We start from the raw sequence: 16,290 nt of genomic DNA, 5'->3' as shown, positions 1-16,290 counted from the left end.
GGCATGTCCGAAACATTCGAGGGAGGGGGCCCGGCTTTGCCGGGTTGGCGCTCGCGCTACGTGGCCGCGCCGGCGCCGCGGCCCAACCAGGCGTCGCCTTCGGCGCAAAGACGCGCCAGCGCATCGCTGTGGGGCGTCGGAAGGTCAGTGCCGATGCGGGCACCGCCGTCGGATTGCAGGTAGGCCAGATGGCGATAGCCTTCCGGGTGGCGCGCGAGCCGATCCGGGTCCAGCGTGACCAGCGCGCCTGGCACAAGCGTATCCATCCGGTCCCGCTCGTAGATCGGCACGCGTCGCTGAATGCGCCAACCGTCTGCGTTGGCCAGGAAGTCGTAGAAGCGGCCCTGGCAAGTGACGTCCACTTCGACCCCCTGCAGCTTGCCGCGCACCGTGAGGATCATCCGGGTCTCTGCAATGGCACGATCGCCGTTGATATCGATCGACGAGGTGCCGATGAAGTGCTGCACGCGTGCACCGGCCTTGGCCGCCTCGCGGGAGCGTTCGATGAACTCGGACGCGCTGCCCACGAACCAGGTCGCGTGCATGATTGCGTCGGGTGCGAAGAGCGCCTGCAGTTCGTTCCATCGACCCGCGTCGCGCGCGAGCCCCCAGTCTTGCGCCACGCGCGCGATCTCGGCACGCGCCATCAGCAGGCGGAGTGCATCGCGCTCCGCGGGAGTCAGTTCAAGCTTGTCCATGTGATGTGTCGTCGGATTGGTGCAGGGCTCAGTCGAGCGTGGTGCCGGACTGCTTGATGGTCTTGGTCCAACGCGCGTATTCGGCGTTGATGAAGGCTTCCGTCGCGGCTTGATCGAGGTTCATGACCTCGATGCCCAGCGGCTCCAGCCGGCGAGCCAGTTCTCCGCTTTGCACGGCGGCGCGCAAGGCCACGCGCAGTTGTTCGAGCACCTGGGGCGGCACGCCGCGTTGTGCGAACAGACCGAACCAGGTACCCATCTGCAGTTGCGGCAGGCCAAGCTCGGCGGCTGTCGGAATCGCAGGCAGAGAGGGGTTGCGCTTCTCGCTGGTCAGGAGGATGGCCTTGATGCGCTTGGCGTCGACCTGGGGCTTGGCCGTGGTGAGAGTGTCCAGAAAGAGATCCACCCGGCCGGCGATCAGATCCTGGTACGCCGGCGCTGCCGCCTTGTAGGAGACCTGAGTGATCTTCGTGCCCGTCGACTTGGCGAACAGCGTCGCCATAACTTCCTGTCCGCTGCCCGGTCCGGATGTGGCGATGGTCAGCCGATCGGGGTGGGCGCGAAGTTCGGCAAGCAGTTCCTTGAGGTCGTTCTGGGGCAGGTCGGCTCTTGCCACCAACAGGTACGGATAGCGCGCAACCAGCCCGATCGGAACGAAGTCCTTGGGGTCGTAAGGAAGCTTCTTGTAGAGCGCGGCGTTGAAGACCAGATTGCTCAGGCCGCCGACCAGCAGCGTGTAGCCGTCCGGGGGTGCCACGGCTGCCGCCTGGGTACCGATCAGCGTTCCGGAGCCGGCGCGGTTCTCGACGATGAACGATGCGCCCATCTGTCGGCTGAGAACGTCCGCCAGCATCCGACCCGTGAGGTCGTAGCCACCGCCCGGACCGGAGGGCGCGATGATCGTGATGGGCTTGCTGGGGTAGTCGGCCGCATGCAGGTCCAGGGCGGTGCCGAGCGCGGCGAAGGTGAGTGTGGCGGCTAGCAGTTTGCGGCGGTTCATTTCATGTGTCTCCGGAATCGTTGTATCGCTTCATGCCGGTCGCTGCGACTGCCGCGGCGCCGACGCTAGCCTGGATGCAGCGAAGTCTATGAAGACGCTCCAATTCCCATAAGATGGCAGAGTTGTTCTACTGATCAGCTTCAGCTATCACCATGAAATTCAACCAGTTGGAGGCAGTGACCGCGGTGGCCGAGCAGGGAAGCCTCCGGGCTGCGGCGCGGCATCTCGGTATGTCGCAACCTGCGCTGACGCGCAGCATCGGCGAGCTCGAGCGCGAACTGGGCGCGACCTTGTTCGAGCGGCGCGCGAGAGGCATGACGCCTACGCCCGTGGGCGAGGTGTTCATACGGCGCGCAAAGGTGATCGGCAGCGAGGCACGCCGGGCACAGGAGGAAGTCAGCCAGTTCCTCGGTGGCGACCAAGGCGACGTCGAGGTCTGCCTGTCGATCGTCGCGCACATGACGCTGCTGCCGAACGCGCTGCCGCAGTTCCAGAAGCGCTACGCGCGAACGCGGCTGCGCATCGTCGAAGGAGCGTTCCCTGCGGCGGAACCCCGGCTGCGCGATGGCAGCATGGACTTCTACATTGGACCGTCGCCCGACCGCGCGCCGTCGCGCGAATTCGCGGTCGAGAAGATGTTCGACAACACTCGCGCCGTTTTCGCGCGGCGCGGGCATCCGCGTGCCAAGGCGCGCTCGCTGGCAGAACTGACGGACGAGGTGTGGGCGACCACGGGCATCACGAGCAGAGCCGAGAGCGAGTTCGCGCAATTGTTCGCCCGGCACAAGTTGCAGCCGCCCCAAACGACCATTCAAGCGGATTCGATGCTGAGCCTGATGACGACGCTGATGTCCTCCGATGCGCTGGCGATCACGCTGCGTCAATACAGCGAGTTTCCACTGACGCGCAACGCGCTTCAGGTGATCGACGTCAAGGAAGCTCTGCCGGCGCCGAGCATCGTCCTCATCCGCCGCAGCGCCCTGCCGCTGACGCCGGCCGCTGAATACCTGGCCGACATGTTTCGCCGCGCCGCCGTGCACTACGCGCGACGCTGACGACCGGGCGAAGGCGAAGCGATCGCAAGCTGAATGCCGGGCGCGTGATCAGATTCAGCTATCGACCACCTTCTTTTGCCATCTTCCGTCGCTCTATTCCCGAACCTACAGTTCGCTGCATCACCAATGCAGGAGACCCGAGGAATGACAGCGCAAGCATCAGAGATTGAACGACAAGGGCTGCAGGAGACCGTGCCCACGCCAGTACCCATCCTTTCGACCTTGGAGCTGCCGCGCACCGTGTTCGCGGCGGGCGCTTTGTCGACGCTGCGGGACGAACTCACGGCACTCGGTGTCGCGCGGCCGCTGCTCGTCACGGACAAGGGCGTGGTGGCGGTGGGTATCGCGGCCAAGGCGATCGCAGCTTGGGGCGACGCTGCCTCGATAACGGTCTTCGATGGCGTCACCGAGAACCCCCTCTTCGCGGACGTGGACAGTGGTGCGGCCTTGTATCGCCAGCACCGCTGCGACGGCGTGGTGGCGTTGGGCGGCGGCTCCGTCATAGACACTGCAAAGATCGTCGCGCTGCTGGCGACGAACCAGGGACGCGGGGCCGACTACCTCGGCGTGCGCAATGCTGCGCACCGCGCGGCTGCGCCCTTGCTCGTCGTTCCCACGACCGCAGGCACCGGAAGCGAAGCCTCGCCATCCGCCGGCATCCATCCGGACGCAAGCACCGCATCGGTGGGCATGAACTCGCGTCATCTCGTTCCGCGGGTGGTGATCCTGGATCCGCAACTGACACGCAGCCTGCCGCGGGGACTCACCGCGGCCACGGGCATCGATGCGTTGAGTCACTGCATCGAGGGCTACCTCTCGCGCAAGAGCGTGCCGCTGGGTGACGCCATCGCACTCGACGGTATCGCACACGTGGCGCAGCACCTTCGGCGTACCGTCGCGGACGGCGCAGACGCGGATGGACGAGGCGGAATGATGCTCGCCGCGTTCGCCGGCGGCGTGTCGATCGGTATGGGCCTCGGGCCGGCCCATGCGGTGGCGATCTCGTGCAGCGACCAGGGATTTCCGCATGGCATCCTGAGCGGTATCGGCCTGGTGGCGACACTTGATGTCACGCAGCCTCGCGTGCCCGAACGCGCAAGCGCCGTGGCCCGGGCGCTTGGCCTCGCGCCTGGGGTTTCGCTTTCGGAGGGCGTCGCTTCGCTGATGCGGGACGTCGGATTGCCGACGACGCTCGCGGAACTGGGGTACGTTGCAACGGACGTGGACGCGCTGGCCCAGACTGCGCATTCAAGTCACTTCAACCTGTTCGCGCCCGTTCATCCTTCCGTCTCCGAGTACGCCGCGTTGCTCGGTCGCTCGCTGGCGCAGCATTAGACGAGACCTTGTTGCCGCACAGCGAGGCCCGTTGACGCAGCGCGTGGGGAGCGGCCGGTCGCGCTGCGCCGATCGCCTCTCCCCCGATCAGTCGACCGAGACCTTGACGTGCTTGAGTACTTCGGCGTAGCGCGCGCGATCCGCTTGCATCAGGTCCGCCACCTGTTGCGCAGGGCCGGGGCTTGCCACGAAGCCGAAGGTCGCCAGGCGCTCCTTCGCCTCGGGCTGCGAGAGCGCCTCGTTGACGCCCTTGTTGATCGCATCCGCCGTGGCGGTGGGCGTGCCACGCGGCGCCATCAGGCCGACCCACGACAGTGAGCTGACGCCCTTGGGCCCGCCCGCCTCCTCGAGCGTGGGCACCTCCGGCAGTGCCGGCGAGCGAGCGGCGTCCGCCACCGCCAGGAAACGCAGTTTACCCGCGCGCGCGAGGGGCCCGGCGGTGGCGATGCTGGCGTAAGCCCAGTCAACCTCGCCGGTCGACATTGCCGCATAGAGCTGCGACGTCTCCTTGTAGGGCACGTGCATCATCTCGACGCCCAATGCATGCGCAAGGCGGGCCGAGCCCAGGTGGATCGGCCCGCCCACCGCGTTCGAGCCGTAGCTCAGCACGGTGGACTTGCTGCCGGCCGCCTGAAGAAGATCCTTGAGCGTCTTGTAGGGACTGTTCGCGCCCACAGCGACGAAGAAGGCAGTCTTGTAGAGCAGCGCCACCGGCACCAAGTCCTTCTCGGGCTCGTAGGCCAGCTTCTTGAAGATCAGCGGGTTGATCGCCAGGTTGCCGACGTCGGCCACGACGAGATCGTTGCCGGTCGGCGGCGCACCTTTCACCGCATTGATCGCGACCACGCCCGCACCGCCCGGCTTCGGGTCGACGACGACGGGGCGATCCCATTTCGCCTGCAGCCTCTCCGCCACCACGCGCGCGATGGTGTCCGGGCCGCTGCCGGCCGGCAGCGTACTGGTGATGCGCACCGGACCTGCGCTCAGGCCCGCGGGCGCCTGGGCGTGCGCCAGTGGCGAGAGCGCGAGGGCGGCGAGAGTGGCTGCGGTGGCCACGATGATTCTTCTGTTCATGCGTTGTCTCCTGCGGGGGCCATGCGGCTCAGGCTTCGTCGACGATCGAGTTGCGAAGAACGCCGAGGCCCTCGATCTCCACTTCGCACACGTCGCCCGGCTTCATCCAGACTTGCGGCTTGCGCGCCAGGCCCACGCCCGAGGGCGTGCCCGTGATGATGATGTCGCCGGGTTGCAGCGCCATCGCTTCGGAGCATGCCGACACCAGCGTGGCCACGTCGAAGATCATGTCGCGCGTGTTGGCGTCCTGCAGCACCTTGCCATTGAGTCGGCAGGTGAGTTGAAGGCCCGATGCACCGGCAGGCACTTCGTCGGCGGTGACGAACTCCGGGCCGAAGGAGCCGCTGTTGTCGAAGTTCTTGCCCAGCGTCCACTGGTTGGTGCGCAACTGGTAGTCGCGGATCGAGCCGTCGTTGAACAGCGAGTAACCGGCCACGTGATCGAGCGCCTCTTCCTTCGGGATGTAGCGCCCGCCCTTGCCGATCACCGCGACCAGTTCGGCCTCGTAGTCGAACTGCGTCGACACCTTGGGACGTTGCAGCGGCTCCTCGTGGCCGACCCACGAAGACACGTAGCGCTGGAACACCACCGGGTGCTTCGGCGGATCGAAGTTGCTTTCCGCGGCATGGTCGATGTAGTTCAGGCCGATGGCGAAGGCCTTGGCCGGGTTGAGCACCGGCGGCAGGTACTGGAGGCCGGCGATGGGGCGGCGCACGGTGGCACTTGCAATCGCGTCGCGCGCGGCCTGCATCCCGGCTTCGCCCTGGCGCAGCAGCTCGTCGAGCGATGCGGGCAGCCCGAGGGCGGTGAGGTCGACCAGTTCCTGGCCGATGCGGGCGCCCAGCGCCGGCTGGCCCTGGTCGTTGGTGAATGCGATGAATCTCATGAGGGGGCTCCTGGAACGGGTTCGTGGTTGGTGATGAAGTCGCCGGGGACCGGCGGCCCCCAGACGTAGAGCGAGTCGTGCGGCGGATGGTCGGCCGCGGGCCATTCGAGGTCGTGAGGCACGAAGTCGATGTCGTGCGAGTACTCGGCAAAGCTGCCCCAGGGATCGCGCACGTAGTGGAAGTAGTTCGAGCCCAGCACGTGGCGACCCACGCCCCAGCCCTGGTCGTGGCCGGCAGCGCGCATCTGCTCGGCGCCGCTGCCGACCTCGTCGATGCTGCCGACGTCCCAACTCGAATGGTGCAGGCCCGGCGCATGCGATTTCGCGAACGCCACCAGGTGGTGGTCGCTGCCGTGCGGCCCATGCATGAACGCGATCACATCGCCCGAATGGTCGGACATGCGAAGGCCCAGCACCCTGGACGAGAACTCGACCATGCGCTGCACGTCGGGCGTGAAGAACAACGCGTGCGAAAGATGGCGGGGGCGCACCTGCCGCACGACGCTGCGTGTCGGCGCGGCGCCCTGCCCTGGCGCGGCATCGCTGCGTGCCGTGGCCTGCGATTTCTCACTCGGCGAGACCTTCGGAGCGACGACCAGTTGCAGCGGCGTGCCGTCCGGGTTGCGCAGCCACAGGCCGCCGCCTTTGGACAGCCGGTGCGCGGGGCCGGCGATGCCATGGCGATCGATGCGCTCGCGCCATGCAGGCAGGTCGGCCTCGTCGATGCCGTAGCTCAGGTATTCGAGGCGCTTGGCTGCGCCGCTTTCGAAGACCGAGCCCCAGGCGTGCGGATGGCCCCAGGTGTGGAGGTCGATGCGATCGGCGATGCGCCGGACATCGAGCCCGAAGGCAAGGTAGAAGCGCTCGGCTTCGTCGAGGTCGGGCACCGAGAACACGAAGCGGTTCAGCGAATGGACGGCGACGACGCCGGCGCGGCGATGCAGGTGGGGTTCGGTCATCGGGGCGTTCCTTCAGCCGGCTTGGCCGGCGACGTGCTTCAACAGGGCTTGATCCTCGACGGGCCACGCATCCGCGCGCCATGCCACGTGCTGATCGGGGCGGATCAACGTGTAGCGCGCGCCGTACAACTGCTTGAGCACGCGCTCCTGCGGCTGGGTCACGGTCAGTGGAATGCCCGCCGCGCGGGCCGCCTTCTGCGCCTGCGCGAGTGCTGCCGCGTCTGCGTCGTGCGAGGCCAGCAGCGTGAAGCCGCGACCGAACTGGTCATACAGCGAGCTGCCGTCGTGCAGCCAGGCATGCGGCGCCAGCGCCCCGGGTCGGGCGGTCGGCACGTAATTGAGGAAGTCGTGCGCGGGCGCCTCGGTGCCGTCCGGCACGATCACCGGCGAGCCGTCGTAGCGGTAGCCGAGCACCACGCCCAGCGTGTTGAACTCGCGCAACTTGGCGACCTCGATGCGCTTGCCGACTTCGCTGCGCATCCGTGTGCCGGCATCGCTCGCATCTTCCAGGCCTTCCTGCCAGAGCTGGTTGCCCAGCACCGAATGATTGGCCACCGCCTCGTCCATGACGGAGTCGTGCACCGGCCGGCGTTCCTGCTCGTAGCTGTCGAGCAGTGCCTGCCCGCCCCAGCCCTGCAGCACGGCCGCGATCTTCCAGCCCAGGTCGACACCGTCGGCCACGCCCATGTTCATGCCATAGCCGCCGAAGGGCGGGTGCAGGTGGCAGGCGTCGCCGATGAGGAAGGCGCGCCGGTCGCTGTACTTGTCGGCGATGAGGCGGCTCGCGACCCATTCGTCGGTGCTCAGCACCTCGATCTCCTGGTCGGCCAGGCCGGTGGCCTTGCGGATCAGCGCGGCCGCTTCGTCGTTGTCGAGCTTCTGGTCCTGGGTCATTTGCGTGGGCATGAAGAACCACTTGTCGCCACTGTCCATCGGCCCGATCAGGCTCGGCGCGTCGCCGTTGATCTGCCAGTACATGATGGCCGGGCCATGCGCGTGGGCCTGCGCCAGGCCCGGCGCGCGGAACACCACGTTGTAGTTGCGCGAGAGCCCGTAGGTGCCGTGCATCCTGGCGCCGATGGCGGTGCGCACCGTGCTGCGCGCACCGTCGGCGCCGACGAGGTAGTTGCATGCGACTTCGAAGCTCGTTCCGTCCAAGAGGTTCTTCAACTGCGCCACTACGCCGTCGTCGTCCGGCGTGAAGCTCAGCAAATCGGTGCTGAAGCGCAGTTCCACGCAAGGCAGCGTTTGCACATGCGCCCGCATGACTTCTTCCACCGAATACTGTGGAATCCACTGCGCATGCTCGGAGTACAGGGGGTTCTTGCCCGGCGCGCAGTACATCGCGTTCTCGATGCGCGCGAGGGCCGGGCCATTCAGGCGGGTGCAGAAGACGATGTTCGACGGGTAGTCGACCCCCAGCGGCGACGCGGCGCGCAGCTTGTCGGCAATGCCCCAGCGGCGCAGGTGCTCGCGGGTGCGCACGTTCGTCGTCTTGGCGCGGGGCGCATAGCCGACGCGGTCGTTGCGCTCGATGAGCAGGCAGGGGATGTCGCGCTGGCCGAGTTCGATGGCCAGCGCCAGGCCGGCCGGGCCGGCGCCGACGATCAGGACTTGCGGCTGCGTCTTTGTTTCCAGGTTCATTCTTGTCTCCTTCGCCGTGGACATTGGGCATCCACGGCCGCTGTTGGGGAGAGATCGTAGAAAGGCCAGTCAAATAACAAAAGATGGCAGAATCGTCGAACCGATACCTCCTTCGCATCAGTCGCTTTTCATGAAGTTGCACCACCTGCGTGATCTGTTGGCTGTCGCGGACCATGGCAGCCTGCGCGGCGCCGCCCGCGAGATCGGGATCGCCCAGCCGGCGATGACCCGCAGCATCCAGGAACTCGAAAAGGAACTGGGCGTCGCCTTGTTCGAACGACGATCCCGCGGCATCGTGCCCACCGCGATCGGCGAGGCCTTCATCCGGCGGGCGCGCAGCGTCGACAACGAGTTGGTGCGTGCGCGCGACGAGGTCGCGCAGTTGCGTGGCCTGACCCACGGCAGCGTGCGCGTGGCGCTGTCGATGGTGCCGCACATGGCCCTGCTGCCCGAGGTGCTGCGTCCCTTCCGCCAGCGCTTTCCGGATGTGCGGCTCGACATCCTCGACGCCGTGTTTCCGACGGTGGCGGCCGAGTTGCAGGACGGCAGGATCGACTGCTATATCGGCCCCCCGCCCGAGCAGTTGCCCGAGGGCCTGATCGTCGAGAAGCTCTTCGACAACACCCGCGTGATCGTCGGGCGCAAGGGCCATCCACTGGCCCAGGCCAAGTCATTGAGCGAACTCGCGGAGGCGGAATGGCTCACGACCTCGATCACCGCCCAGGCAGAACACGAACTCGGCCCCTTGTTCGCGCAACATGGCCTGCCGCCGCCCACGCTGGTCATGCAGGCGCATTCCGCCCTGACGCTGATCGTGGCCTTGCTCTATTCGGACCTGCTCAGCATGTTGCCTACGCAATGGATGCGTTTTCCGTTGACGCGCGATGTGCTGCAGGCCTTCGACATCTCGGAGCCGCTGGCAGCGCCCCCGATCTCCATCATCCAACGCGCCGGCCTGCCGCTGACGCCGGCGGCGGAGCACCTGTGCGACCTGCTGCGGCGCGCGGCTGCGCACATGGAAAGCGGGAACCTGGGCGAAGCGGTCCGCTTGCCCTGACCCCGCGCACGCTGCGAGCCTGCGATTCGTTTCAGGCATCGCCAGCTCGTTTCTCGCATCTTTTGCGCTCGCTCGCTCCCAACTAGCATTCGCGGCGGCGACGGCAATCCTGCCCCGCTGCCGAACGAAGGAGACAAGAGATGACAGCAGCCGTAGCGGCGCAAACCCGGACATTCCGACAGCTGATCGCAGGCCAGTGGGTCGAGGCAGAAGGTGGCCGGACCTTCGACGACATGAACCCCTTCAGCGGGGAAGTCTTTGCCGCGGTTCCGGCCTCCAGCGCCGCCGATGCGCAGCGCGCCATCGATGCGGCGGACCGGGCATTTCCCGCCTGGGCCGCGATGGGTGCGCGTGCGCGTCAAGCGCTGTTCCTCAAGGCCGCCGACATCCTCGAACGCCGGGCGGATGAGATCGTGTTGCTGATGGCGCAGGAGACCGGTTCGGCCAATGCGTTCTCACGTTTCCAGGTCCAGTGGGCGGTCGGGCTGCTTCGCCAGGCGGCCGGCTACCCCTACCTGCCCGGTGGCGAGATCGTCCAGTCGGATACGCCGGGCGTGTTCGCAATGGCGGTGCGCAAGCCGCTCGGCGTCATTGGCGGCATCTCGCCGTGGAACGGATCGCTGGCCCTCGGGTTTCGCACGGTGGTGGCGCCGCTCGCCTGTGGCAACACCGTGGTCCTCAAGCCCTCGGAGGACGCGCCCTTCTGCGCCGGCCTGCTGATGGGCGAAGTCATGACCGAGGCCGGCTTCCCGCCCGGCGTGGTCAACGTGATCACGCACGCGCCCGGCGAGGTCGGCCCGATCGCCGACCGGCTGTTCGAGAGCCGGCAGGTCCGTGCCTACAACTTCACCGGCTCTTCCGCGACCGGCGCACGGCTGGCGGCGCGCGCCGGCCAGCACCTCAAGCGCATCTCGCTCGAGCTGGGCGGCTACAACCCGATGATCGTGCTGAAGGACGCCGACCTCGACTATTCGGTCGACACCGCGATCTTCGCGGCCTTCTTCCATCAGGGCCAGATCTGCATGAACACGCGCAAGATCCTGGTGCAGCGGCCGTTGTTCGACGCCTTCCTCGAGCGCTTCGTGGCGCGCGCCAAGGCGCTCAAGGCCGGGGACCCATCCAACCCCGCCAACAAGATCGGACCGCTAATCAACAACCGTGCTGTGGCCAGCGTCGCGAAGGGCGTCGAGCAGGCGGTGGCCGCCGGCGCGCGCGTGCTCGCGGGTGGCGAATACACCGGGCGCTGCTTTGAGCCCACCGTGCTCGTCGACGTGCCGCCGGAAGCGCCGATCTACCGCGAGGAGATCTTCGGCCCGGTCGTGATCGTGGAGCCCTTCGACAGCGAGCAGGAGGCGATCGACAAGGCCAACGTCACCGACTTCGGCCTGTCGGCGTCGGTGATGACCGCCGACGTCTGGAAGGGCATCACGATCGGCGGGCAGATCCAGTCGGGCATGGTCAACGTCAATGGGCCGACCATGGGCGGCGAGCCGCAGATTCCGTTCGGCGGCGTGAAAGACAGCGGCTGGGCGCGCTTCGGCCGCTGGGCCATCGACATGTTCACCGACCTCAATCTCGTCACGGTGAGCCAGAACAAGCGGCAATACCCGCTGTAAGGCGCGGTCCTCATCACCCAGAAAGAGACACATGAAAAAGATAGACATCTACAACCACCTCCTGCCGCCGGCCTATTTCGAGCTGGTCAAGACGCATTCGAAGGACGCCGGCATCGTCAAGCGCATGGCCGGCCTGCCGATGCTATGGGACCTCGAAGCCCGCGCGAAGATGCTGGTGGAGAAGTTCCCCGACGTCGTGCAGGTGCTGACCCTGAGCGCGCCCGCGCCCGAGTACCTCGGCGGCCCCGACCAGTCGCCCGCGTTCGCCCGCGTCGCCAATGACGGCATGGCCGAGATCTGCAAGCGCTGGCCCGACCAGTTTCCGGTCTTCGTGGCCTCGTTGCCGATGAACAACGTGCCCGAGGCATTGAAGGAGATGGACCGCGCGATCGACCAATTGGGCGCCCGCGGTGTCCAGATCATCACCAACGTCAACGGCCGCCCGCTCGACGACCCGGAGTTCTTTCCGATCTTCGAGCGCATGGCCAACAAGCACGAACTGCCGATCTGGATGCATCCATTCCGTCCCGGCACGACGGCCGACTACAAGGGCGAGGAGCGCTCCAAGTACGAGATCTGGCAAGTACTAGGCTGGCCCTTCGAGACGTCGGTAGCGATGTCGCGCATGGTGTTCTCGGGCCTGCTGGAAAAACTCCCGAGCCTGAGGATCATCACGCACCACTGCGGCGGGATGCTGCCCTACTTCGCCGGCCGGGCCGAATCGCTGTGGGCACAATTGGGCAGCCGCAGCGCGGACGGCAGCGAAGCCGACGTGCTCAAGCGGCTATCGAAGGCGCCGATCGAATACTTCAAAATGTTCTACGGCGACACGGTGCTCGGCGGCTCCAGGGCAGCCTTGCGCTGTGGCCTCGATTTCTTCGGCGTCGACCATGTGGTCTTCGCATCGGATTGCCCGTTCGACCCTGAAGGCGGGCCGATGTTCATTCGCGAAGGCATACGCTCCATCGCGGAACTTGGCTTGAGCGACGAGGACCAGGAGAAGCTCTACCTGGGCAACGCGCTTCGCCTGATGCGCATGCCGCGCATCGGCCGCTGACGATCAAACCCCGAGGACATTCGAAATGATCAAGGCCATCCGAATCCTGGGCGCCGCCATGGTGGCGCTCGCCTTCATGCCGTCGCTGACGGCGCAGGCGCAGCCCGCAGCGACGTTCCCAGGCAAGCCCATCACGCTGGTCGTGCCATTCACGTCCAGCAGCGGCAGCGACATCATCGCCCGCATCGTCGCGCCGAAGCTCGCAGCGCGCTGGGGCCAGCCCGTCGTGGTCGACAACCGGCCCGGCGCGAGCGGCAACCTCGGTGCCCAGCAGGTAGCGATGGCCGCCCCGGATGGGCATACGCTGCTGATGGCGATCAACACCTTCACGATGACGCCGTCGATCTACAAAAAGTTGCCGTTCGATCCCGTGGCCGACTTTGCACCCGTGGCCCCGCTCGCCGAGGCGAGCTTCGTGTTCGCGGTGAACCCCGGCGTGCCGGCGACCGACATGAAGTCGCTGGTGGCGTATGCCAAGCAGAATCCCGGCAAGCTCAACTACGCCACGCCGGGCAACGGAACGCCGCAGCACCTGGCCATGGAACTGCTCAAGTCGAAGACCGGCATCGACGTCGTGCACGTGCCCTACAAAGGCATCGCAGGTGCGATCACCGACCTTCTGGGTGGCCAGGTCCAGATGATGATCGCCAGCCTGCACTCGATGCGCCCGCACGCAGAGGCCGGCAAGTTGCGCCTGCTGGCGGTCACGGGCCAGGCGCGCAGCGCGTTCGCGCCGGACGTGCCGACCTTCAAGGAGCAGGGTATTGACGTCATGGACGGCGTCGATGCCTGGTACGCGGTCATGGCGCCGGCTCGAACGCCGCCGGAGCTTGTGGCGCGGCTGAACAAAGACTTCGTTGCGGTGTTGAATTCCAGCGAAGTGAAGGAAAGTCTCGGCAAGCAAGGGCTGGTGGTGCGAACCGGATCGCCGGGTGAACTGGCTGCGCTCGTCAAGAGCGACATGACGCGCTGGAAAAAGGTCGTCACTGACGCCAGGATCACCCTGGACTGACGACGTCTCCCTCGCCCCCGGATGCATTCATGCGATGCATCCGAGGGGTCACGGACCTGGATCAAGACCGGACTATCTTCATCTCCCTCAGGCCGCTCGCTGAGCACGGAATCTCCATCGAGAACTTTGTCCGATTCCACCGGGATGAGCGACTGCTCCTCGATCAAGCCGCCCCGGCCATACCAGCGTTCGACCACGGCGACGTCCTTGAAGTCGCCTTGGTTGAGCACTCATCCTTCCAGCACGTTCATGCAAGCGCCTTCCGCGCAGCGTGGACGATGCTCGCGGCATCCACCCCGAAGAAATGGCGCAATGCCGCCCGCGTGTCGCTGCGGCCGAAGCCATCGGTGCCGAGGGTGAGGTAGCGGCGGCCTGCGGGCAGGTAGGCGCGCACGCTTTCCGACACGGCGCGCACGTAGTCGGTGGCGGCGATGATGGGGCCACCGCCATCGGCAAGCTGCTGCGCGATGTAGGGGGTGCCGGCTGCCTCGCCGCGCAGATCAGCTTGCTCGCAGGCCGCGCCATCGCGCGCCAGTTCGCTCCAGCTGGTCACGCTGATGACCTCGGCGGCGATTCCTTCCGCCGCCAGTTGCTGAGCCGCCTTGATGACTTCGGTGAGGATCGCGCCGGAGCCCATCAGCGTCACCTGCGTCGCCGACGCATCCGCAGGAAAGCGCCCGAAGCGATAGCAACCGCGCAATACATCGCCATGCACTTCCGGTGGCAGGCTGGGCTGCGCGTAGTTCTCGTTCATCAGCGTGACATAGTAGAAAACGTCCTGCTGCTCGACCATCATTTCGCGGATGCCGGCATCGATGATCACGGCCATCTCGCCCGCGAAGGCCGGGTCGTACGCTTTGCAATTGGGGATGGTCGCGGCGACCAGGTGACTGGTGCCGTCCTGGTGCTGCAGGCCTTCGCCGCCGAGCGTGGTGCGGCCGGAGGTGGCGCCCAGCAGGAAGCCGCGCGAGCGTTGGTCCGCTGCGGCCCAGATCGCATCGCCGACGCGCTGGAAGCCGAACATCGAGTAGTAGATGTAGAAGGGCAACATCGCCAGCCCATGCACGCTGTAGCTCGTGGCCGCAGCGGTCCAGCTCGCGATGGCGCCGGCCTCGCTGATGCCTTCCTCGAGGATCTGGCCGTCGGTGATTTCTCGATAGCTCAGGATGGTGTCGATGTCTTCCGGCGCATAGCGCTGGCCCACGCTCGAATAGATGCCGACCTGCTTGAACAGGTTGGCCATGCCGAAGGTGCGCGCCTCGTCGGCCACGATGGGCACCACGCGCGGGCCGATCTGCTTGTCCTTCAGCAGGTTGCCGAGCATGCGCACGAAGGCCATCGTGGTGCTCATGTCCTTGCCTTCGGCCTCGATGGCGAACTTGGCATACGCGGCCAGGTCCGGCTTGGGCACCACGTCGCACGCCGTCTCGCGCCGCGGCATCGCGCCGCCGAGCGCTTGGCGATGCGACTTCAGGTACTGCATCTCCGCGCTGTCATCAGCCGGCTTGTAGAAGGCCAGCGAGGTCGCCTGCTCATCGGTCAGCGGCAGGTTGAAGCGGTTGCGGAAGCCGATGAGGTCCGCGCTCTCGAACTTCTTGTGCGAGTGCGTGGTCATCTTGCCCTGCCCCGCGCCCATGCCGTAGCCCTTCTTGGTGTGGGCCAGGATCACGGTCGGCTGGCCCTGGTGCGCGGCGGCTGCGGCATAGGCGGCGTGGATCTTCACGAGGTCATGACCGCCGCGCTTGAGGCGATCGATCTGCTCGTCGGTCATGCCTTGGGCGAGGCGCGCGAGTTCCTCGTTCTGGCCGAAGAAGGTGTCTCGGTTGAAGCGGCCATCCTTCGCGGCGAAGGTCTGCATCTGGCCGTCGACGGTGTTGGCGAAGGCGCGGGCCAGTGCGCCCGTGGTGTCGCGTGCGAAAAGGCCATCCCAGTCGCTGCCCCACACCAGCTTGATGACGTTCCAGCCGGCACCGGCGAAGAGCTTTTCCAGCTCGTCGATGATGCGGCCGTTGCCGCGCACCGGGCCGTCGAGGCGCTGCAGGTTGCAGTTGACCACCCACACCAGGTTGTCGAGCTTCTCGCGGGCGGCCAGGGTCAGGGCGCTCATCGATTCGGGCTCGTCCATCTCGCCGTCGCCGAACACGCCCCACACTTTTCGAGCGCCACAGTCGAGCAGGTGGCGGTGCGTGAGATAGCGCATGAAGCGCGCGTGGTAGATCGAGCTGATCGGACCGATCCCCATTGAGCCGGTGGGGAACTGCCAGAAGTCGGGCATCAGGTACGGATGCGGATAGCTGCTCAGGCCGCGTGCGCCCTCACCCACGTTGAGTTCTTGGCGATAGTGCGCGAGGTCATCTTCGCTCAGGCGGCCTTCAAGGAACGCTCGCGCATAGACACCTGGCGCGCTGTGGGGCTGGAAGAACACGAGGTCGCCGCCGTGTCCGACGTCCTTCGCGTGGAAAAAGTGATTGAAGCCCGTCTCAAACAGGTCCGCCGCGCTCGCATAGCTGGCGATGTGCCCGCCCAGTTCGCCGTACGAATGATTGGCCCGCACCACCATCGCCAGCGCGTTCCAGCGCATCAGCGATGCCAACCGTTCCTCTACCGCCAAGTCACCCGGGAAGGCGGGCTGCGCCTCAACGGGGATGGTATTGACGTACGGCGTCGACAGCTCGGGCTGCCAGCCCACGCGGCCTTCGCGCGCAATGCGGGCGAGCTCATCGAGCATCCAGCGCGCGCGTTCGGGTCCATGCGCCTGTACCAGCGATTGGAAGGCCTCGCGCCATTCGGCCGTCTCGATGGGGTCGGAGTCGTGCGAGGCCATTTCCAGCATGCCGCGCAATTGGTGTGGGGACAGAGGTGCGTTCATCTTTCGAACTTTAGGCTGCGTCGATCGA

Annotated in this window: 13 protein-coding genes; 6 read left to right on the top strand and 7 right to left on the bottom strand. The window is 66.4% G+C overall.

The annotated features are described in order from the left end of the window. Positions 1-56: 56 nt before the first annotated feature. Together HB681_RS31265 and HB681_RS31260 are read right to left on the bottom strand one after the other, a co-directional pair. Entirely contained in the window at positions 57-698 is a 642-nt protein-coding gene (locus HB681_RS31265) for a nuclear transport factor 2 family protein (RefSeq protein ID WP_213958780.1), read from the bottom strand. A 28-nt stretch (positions 699-726) separates the two neighbouring features. Continuing rightward, the gene (locus HB681_RS31260) at positions 727-1,698 is read right to left on the bottom strand and encodes a tripartite tricarboxylate transporter substrate binding protein (protein WP_213958779.1); all 972 of its coding nucleotides are present in this window, start codon (positions 1,696-1,698) and stop codon (positions 727-729) included. Positions 1,699-1,850: 152 nt separating this feature from the next. Here HB681_RS31260 and HB681_RS31255 point away from each other — a divergent pair, with 152 nt between their 5' ends. Next, positions 1,851-2,753, top strand: a complete 903-nt coding sequence (locus tag HB681_RS31255; RefSeq protein WP_213958778.1) for a LysR substrate-binding domain-containing protein — start codon at positions 1,851-1,853, stop codon at positions 2,751-2,753. A 144-nt stretch (positions 2,754-2,897) separates the two neighbouring features. Continuing rightward, entirely contained in the window at positions 2,898-4,088 is a 1,191-nt protein-coding gene (locus tag HB681_RS31250) for an iron-containing alcohol dehydrogenase (protein WP_213958777.1), read from the top strand. 87 nt (positions 4,089-4,175) lie between these two features. On the opposite strand, the gene HB681_RS31245 is transcribed toward HB681_RS31250, so the two are convergent. The 4 genes from HB681_RS31245 to HB681_RS31230 are packed head-to-tail and all read right to left on the bottom strand — an operon-like array spanning position 4,176 to position 8,651. Beyond that, complete coding sequence (locus HB681_RS31245) at positions 4,176-5,162, bottom strand: tripartite tricarboxylate transporter substrate binding protein (RefSeq protein ID WP_213958776.1); 987 nt, start codon at positions 5,160-5,162, stop codon at positions 4,176-4,178. 28 nt (positions 5,163-5,190) lie between these two features. Next, positions 5,191-6,048 (bottom strand): fumarylacetoacetate hydrolase family protein, encoded by an 858-nt coding sequence (locus HB681_RS31240; RefSeq protein ID WP_213958775.1) that lies wholly within the window; start codon positions 6,046-6,048, stop codon positions 5,191-5,193. Then, positions 6,045-7,007: a VOC family protein gene (locus HB681_RS31235; RefSeq protein ID WP_213958774.1), complete on the bottom strand. Its 963-nt coding sequence runs from the start codon at positions 7,005-7,007 to the stop codon at positions 6,045-6,047. Before HB681_RS31235 ends, HB681_RS31240 begins: the two co-directional genes overlap by 4 nt. Before the next feature lie 12 nt (positions 7,008-7,019). After that, on the bottom strand, positions 7,020-8,651 hold the full coding sequence (locus HB681_RS31230; RefSeq protein ID WP_256354365.1) for an FAD-dependent monooxygenase: 1,632 nt from the start codon (positions 8,649-8,651) through the stop codon (positions 7,020-7,022). A 130-nt stretch (positions 8,652-8,781) separates the two neighbouring features. On the opposite strand from HB681_RS31230, the gene HB681_RS31225 reads away from it, so the two are divergent. From HB681_RS31225 to HB681_RS31210, 4 genes are all read left to right on the top strand, one after another. After that, positions 8,782-9,708, top strand: coding sequence for a LysR substrate-binding domain-containing protein (locus HB681_RS31225; RefSeq protein WP_213958772.1), 927 nt, complete (start codon positions 8,782-8,784; stop codon positions 9,706-9,708). Between the two features lie 140 nt (positions 9,709-9,848). Continuing rightward, positions 9,849-11,324 carry an aldehyde dehydrogenase family protein gene (locus HB681_RS31220; protein WP_213958771.1) on the top strand — a complete coding sequence of 492 codons (1,476 nt, stop codon included), beginning with the start codon at positions 9,849-9,851 and terminating at the stop codon, positions 11,322-11,324. 31 nt (positions 11,325-11,355) lie between these two features. Continuing rightward, entirely contained in the window at positions 11,356-12,381 is a 1,026-nt protein-coding gene (locus tag HB681_RS31215) for an amidohydrolase family protein (protein ID WP_213958770.1), read from the top strand. 25 nt (positions 12,382-12,406) lie between these two features. After that, the gene (locus HB681_RS31210) at positions 12,407-13,393 is read left to right on the top strand and encodes a tripartite tricarboxylate transporter substrate binding protein (protein ID WP_213958769.1); all 987 of its coding nucleotides are present in this window, start codon (positions 12,407-12,409) and stop codon (positions 13,391-13,393) included. Between the two features lie 247 nt (positions 13,394-13,640). Here HB681_RS31210 and mdeB read toward each other — a convergent pair whose 3' ends face one another. Then, positions 13,641-16,262 (bottom strand): alpha-ketoglutarate dehydrogenase, encoded by a 2,622-nt coding sequence (gene mdeB / locus HB681_RS31205; protein WP_213958768.1) that lies wholly within the window; start codon positions 16,260-16,262, stop codon positions 13,641-13,643. Positions 16,263-16,290 lie beyond the last annotated feature (28 nt).

The sequence above is a fragment of the Variovorax sp. dw_954 genome (assembly GCF_018449755.1).
Taxonomy (GTDB): Bacteria; Pseudomonadota; Gammaproteobacteria; order Burkholderiales; family Burkholderiaceae_C; genus Variovorax.
Note: the sequence above shows the minus strand (reverse complement) of the source record. Positions and strands in the feature narration are given on the sequence as shown.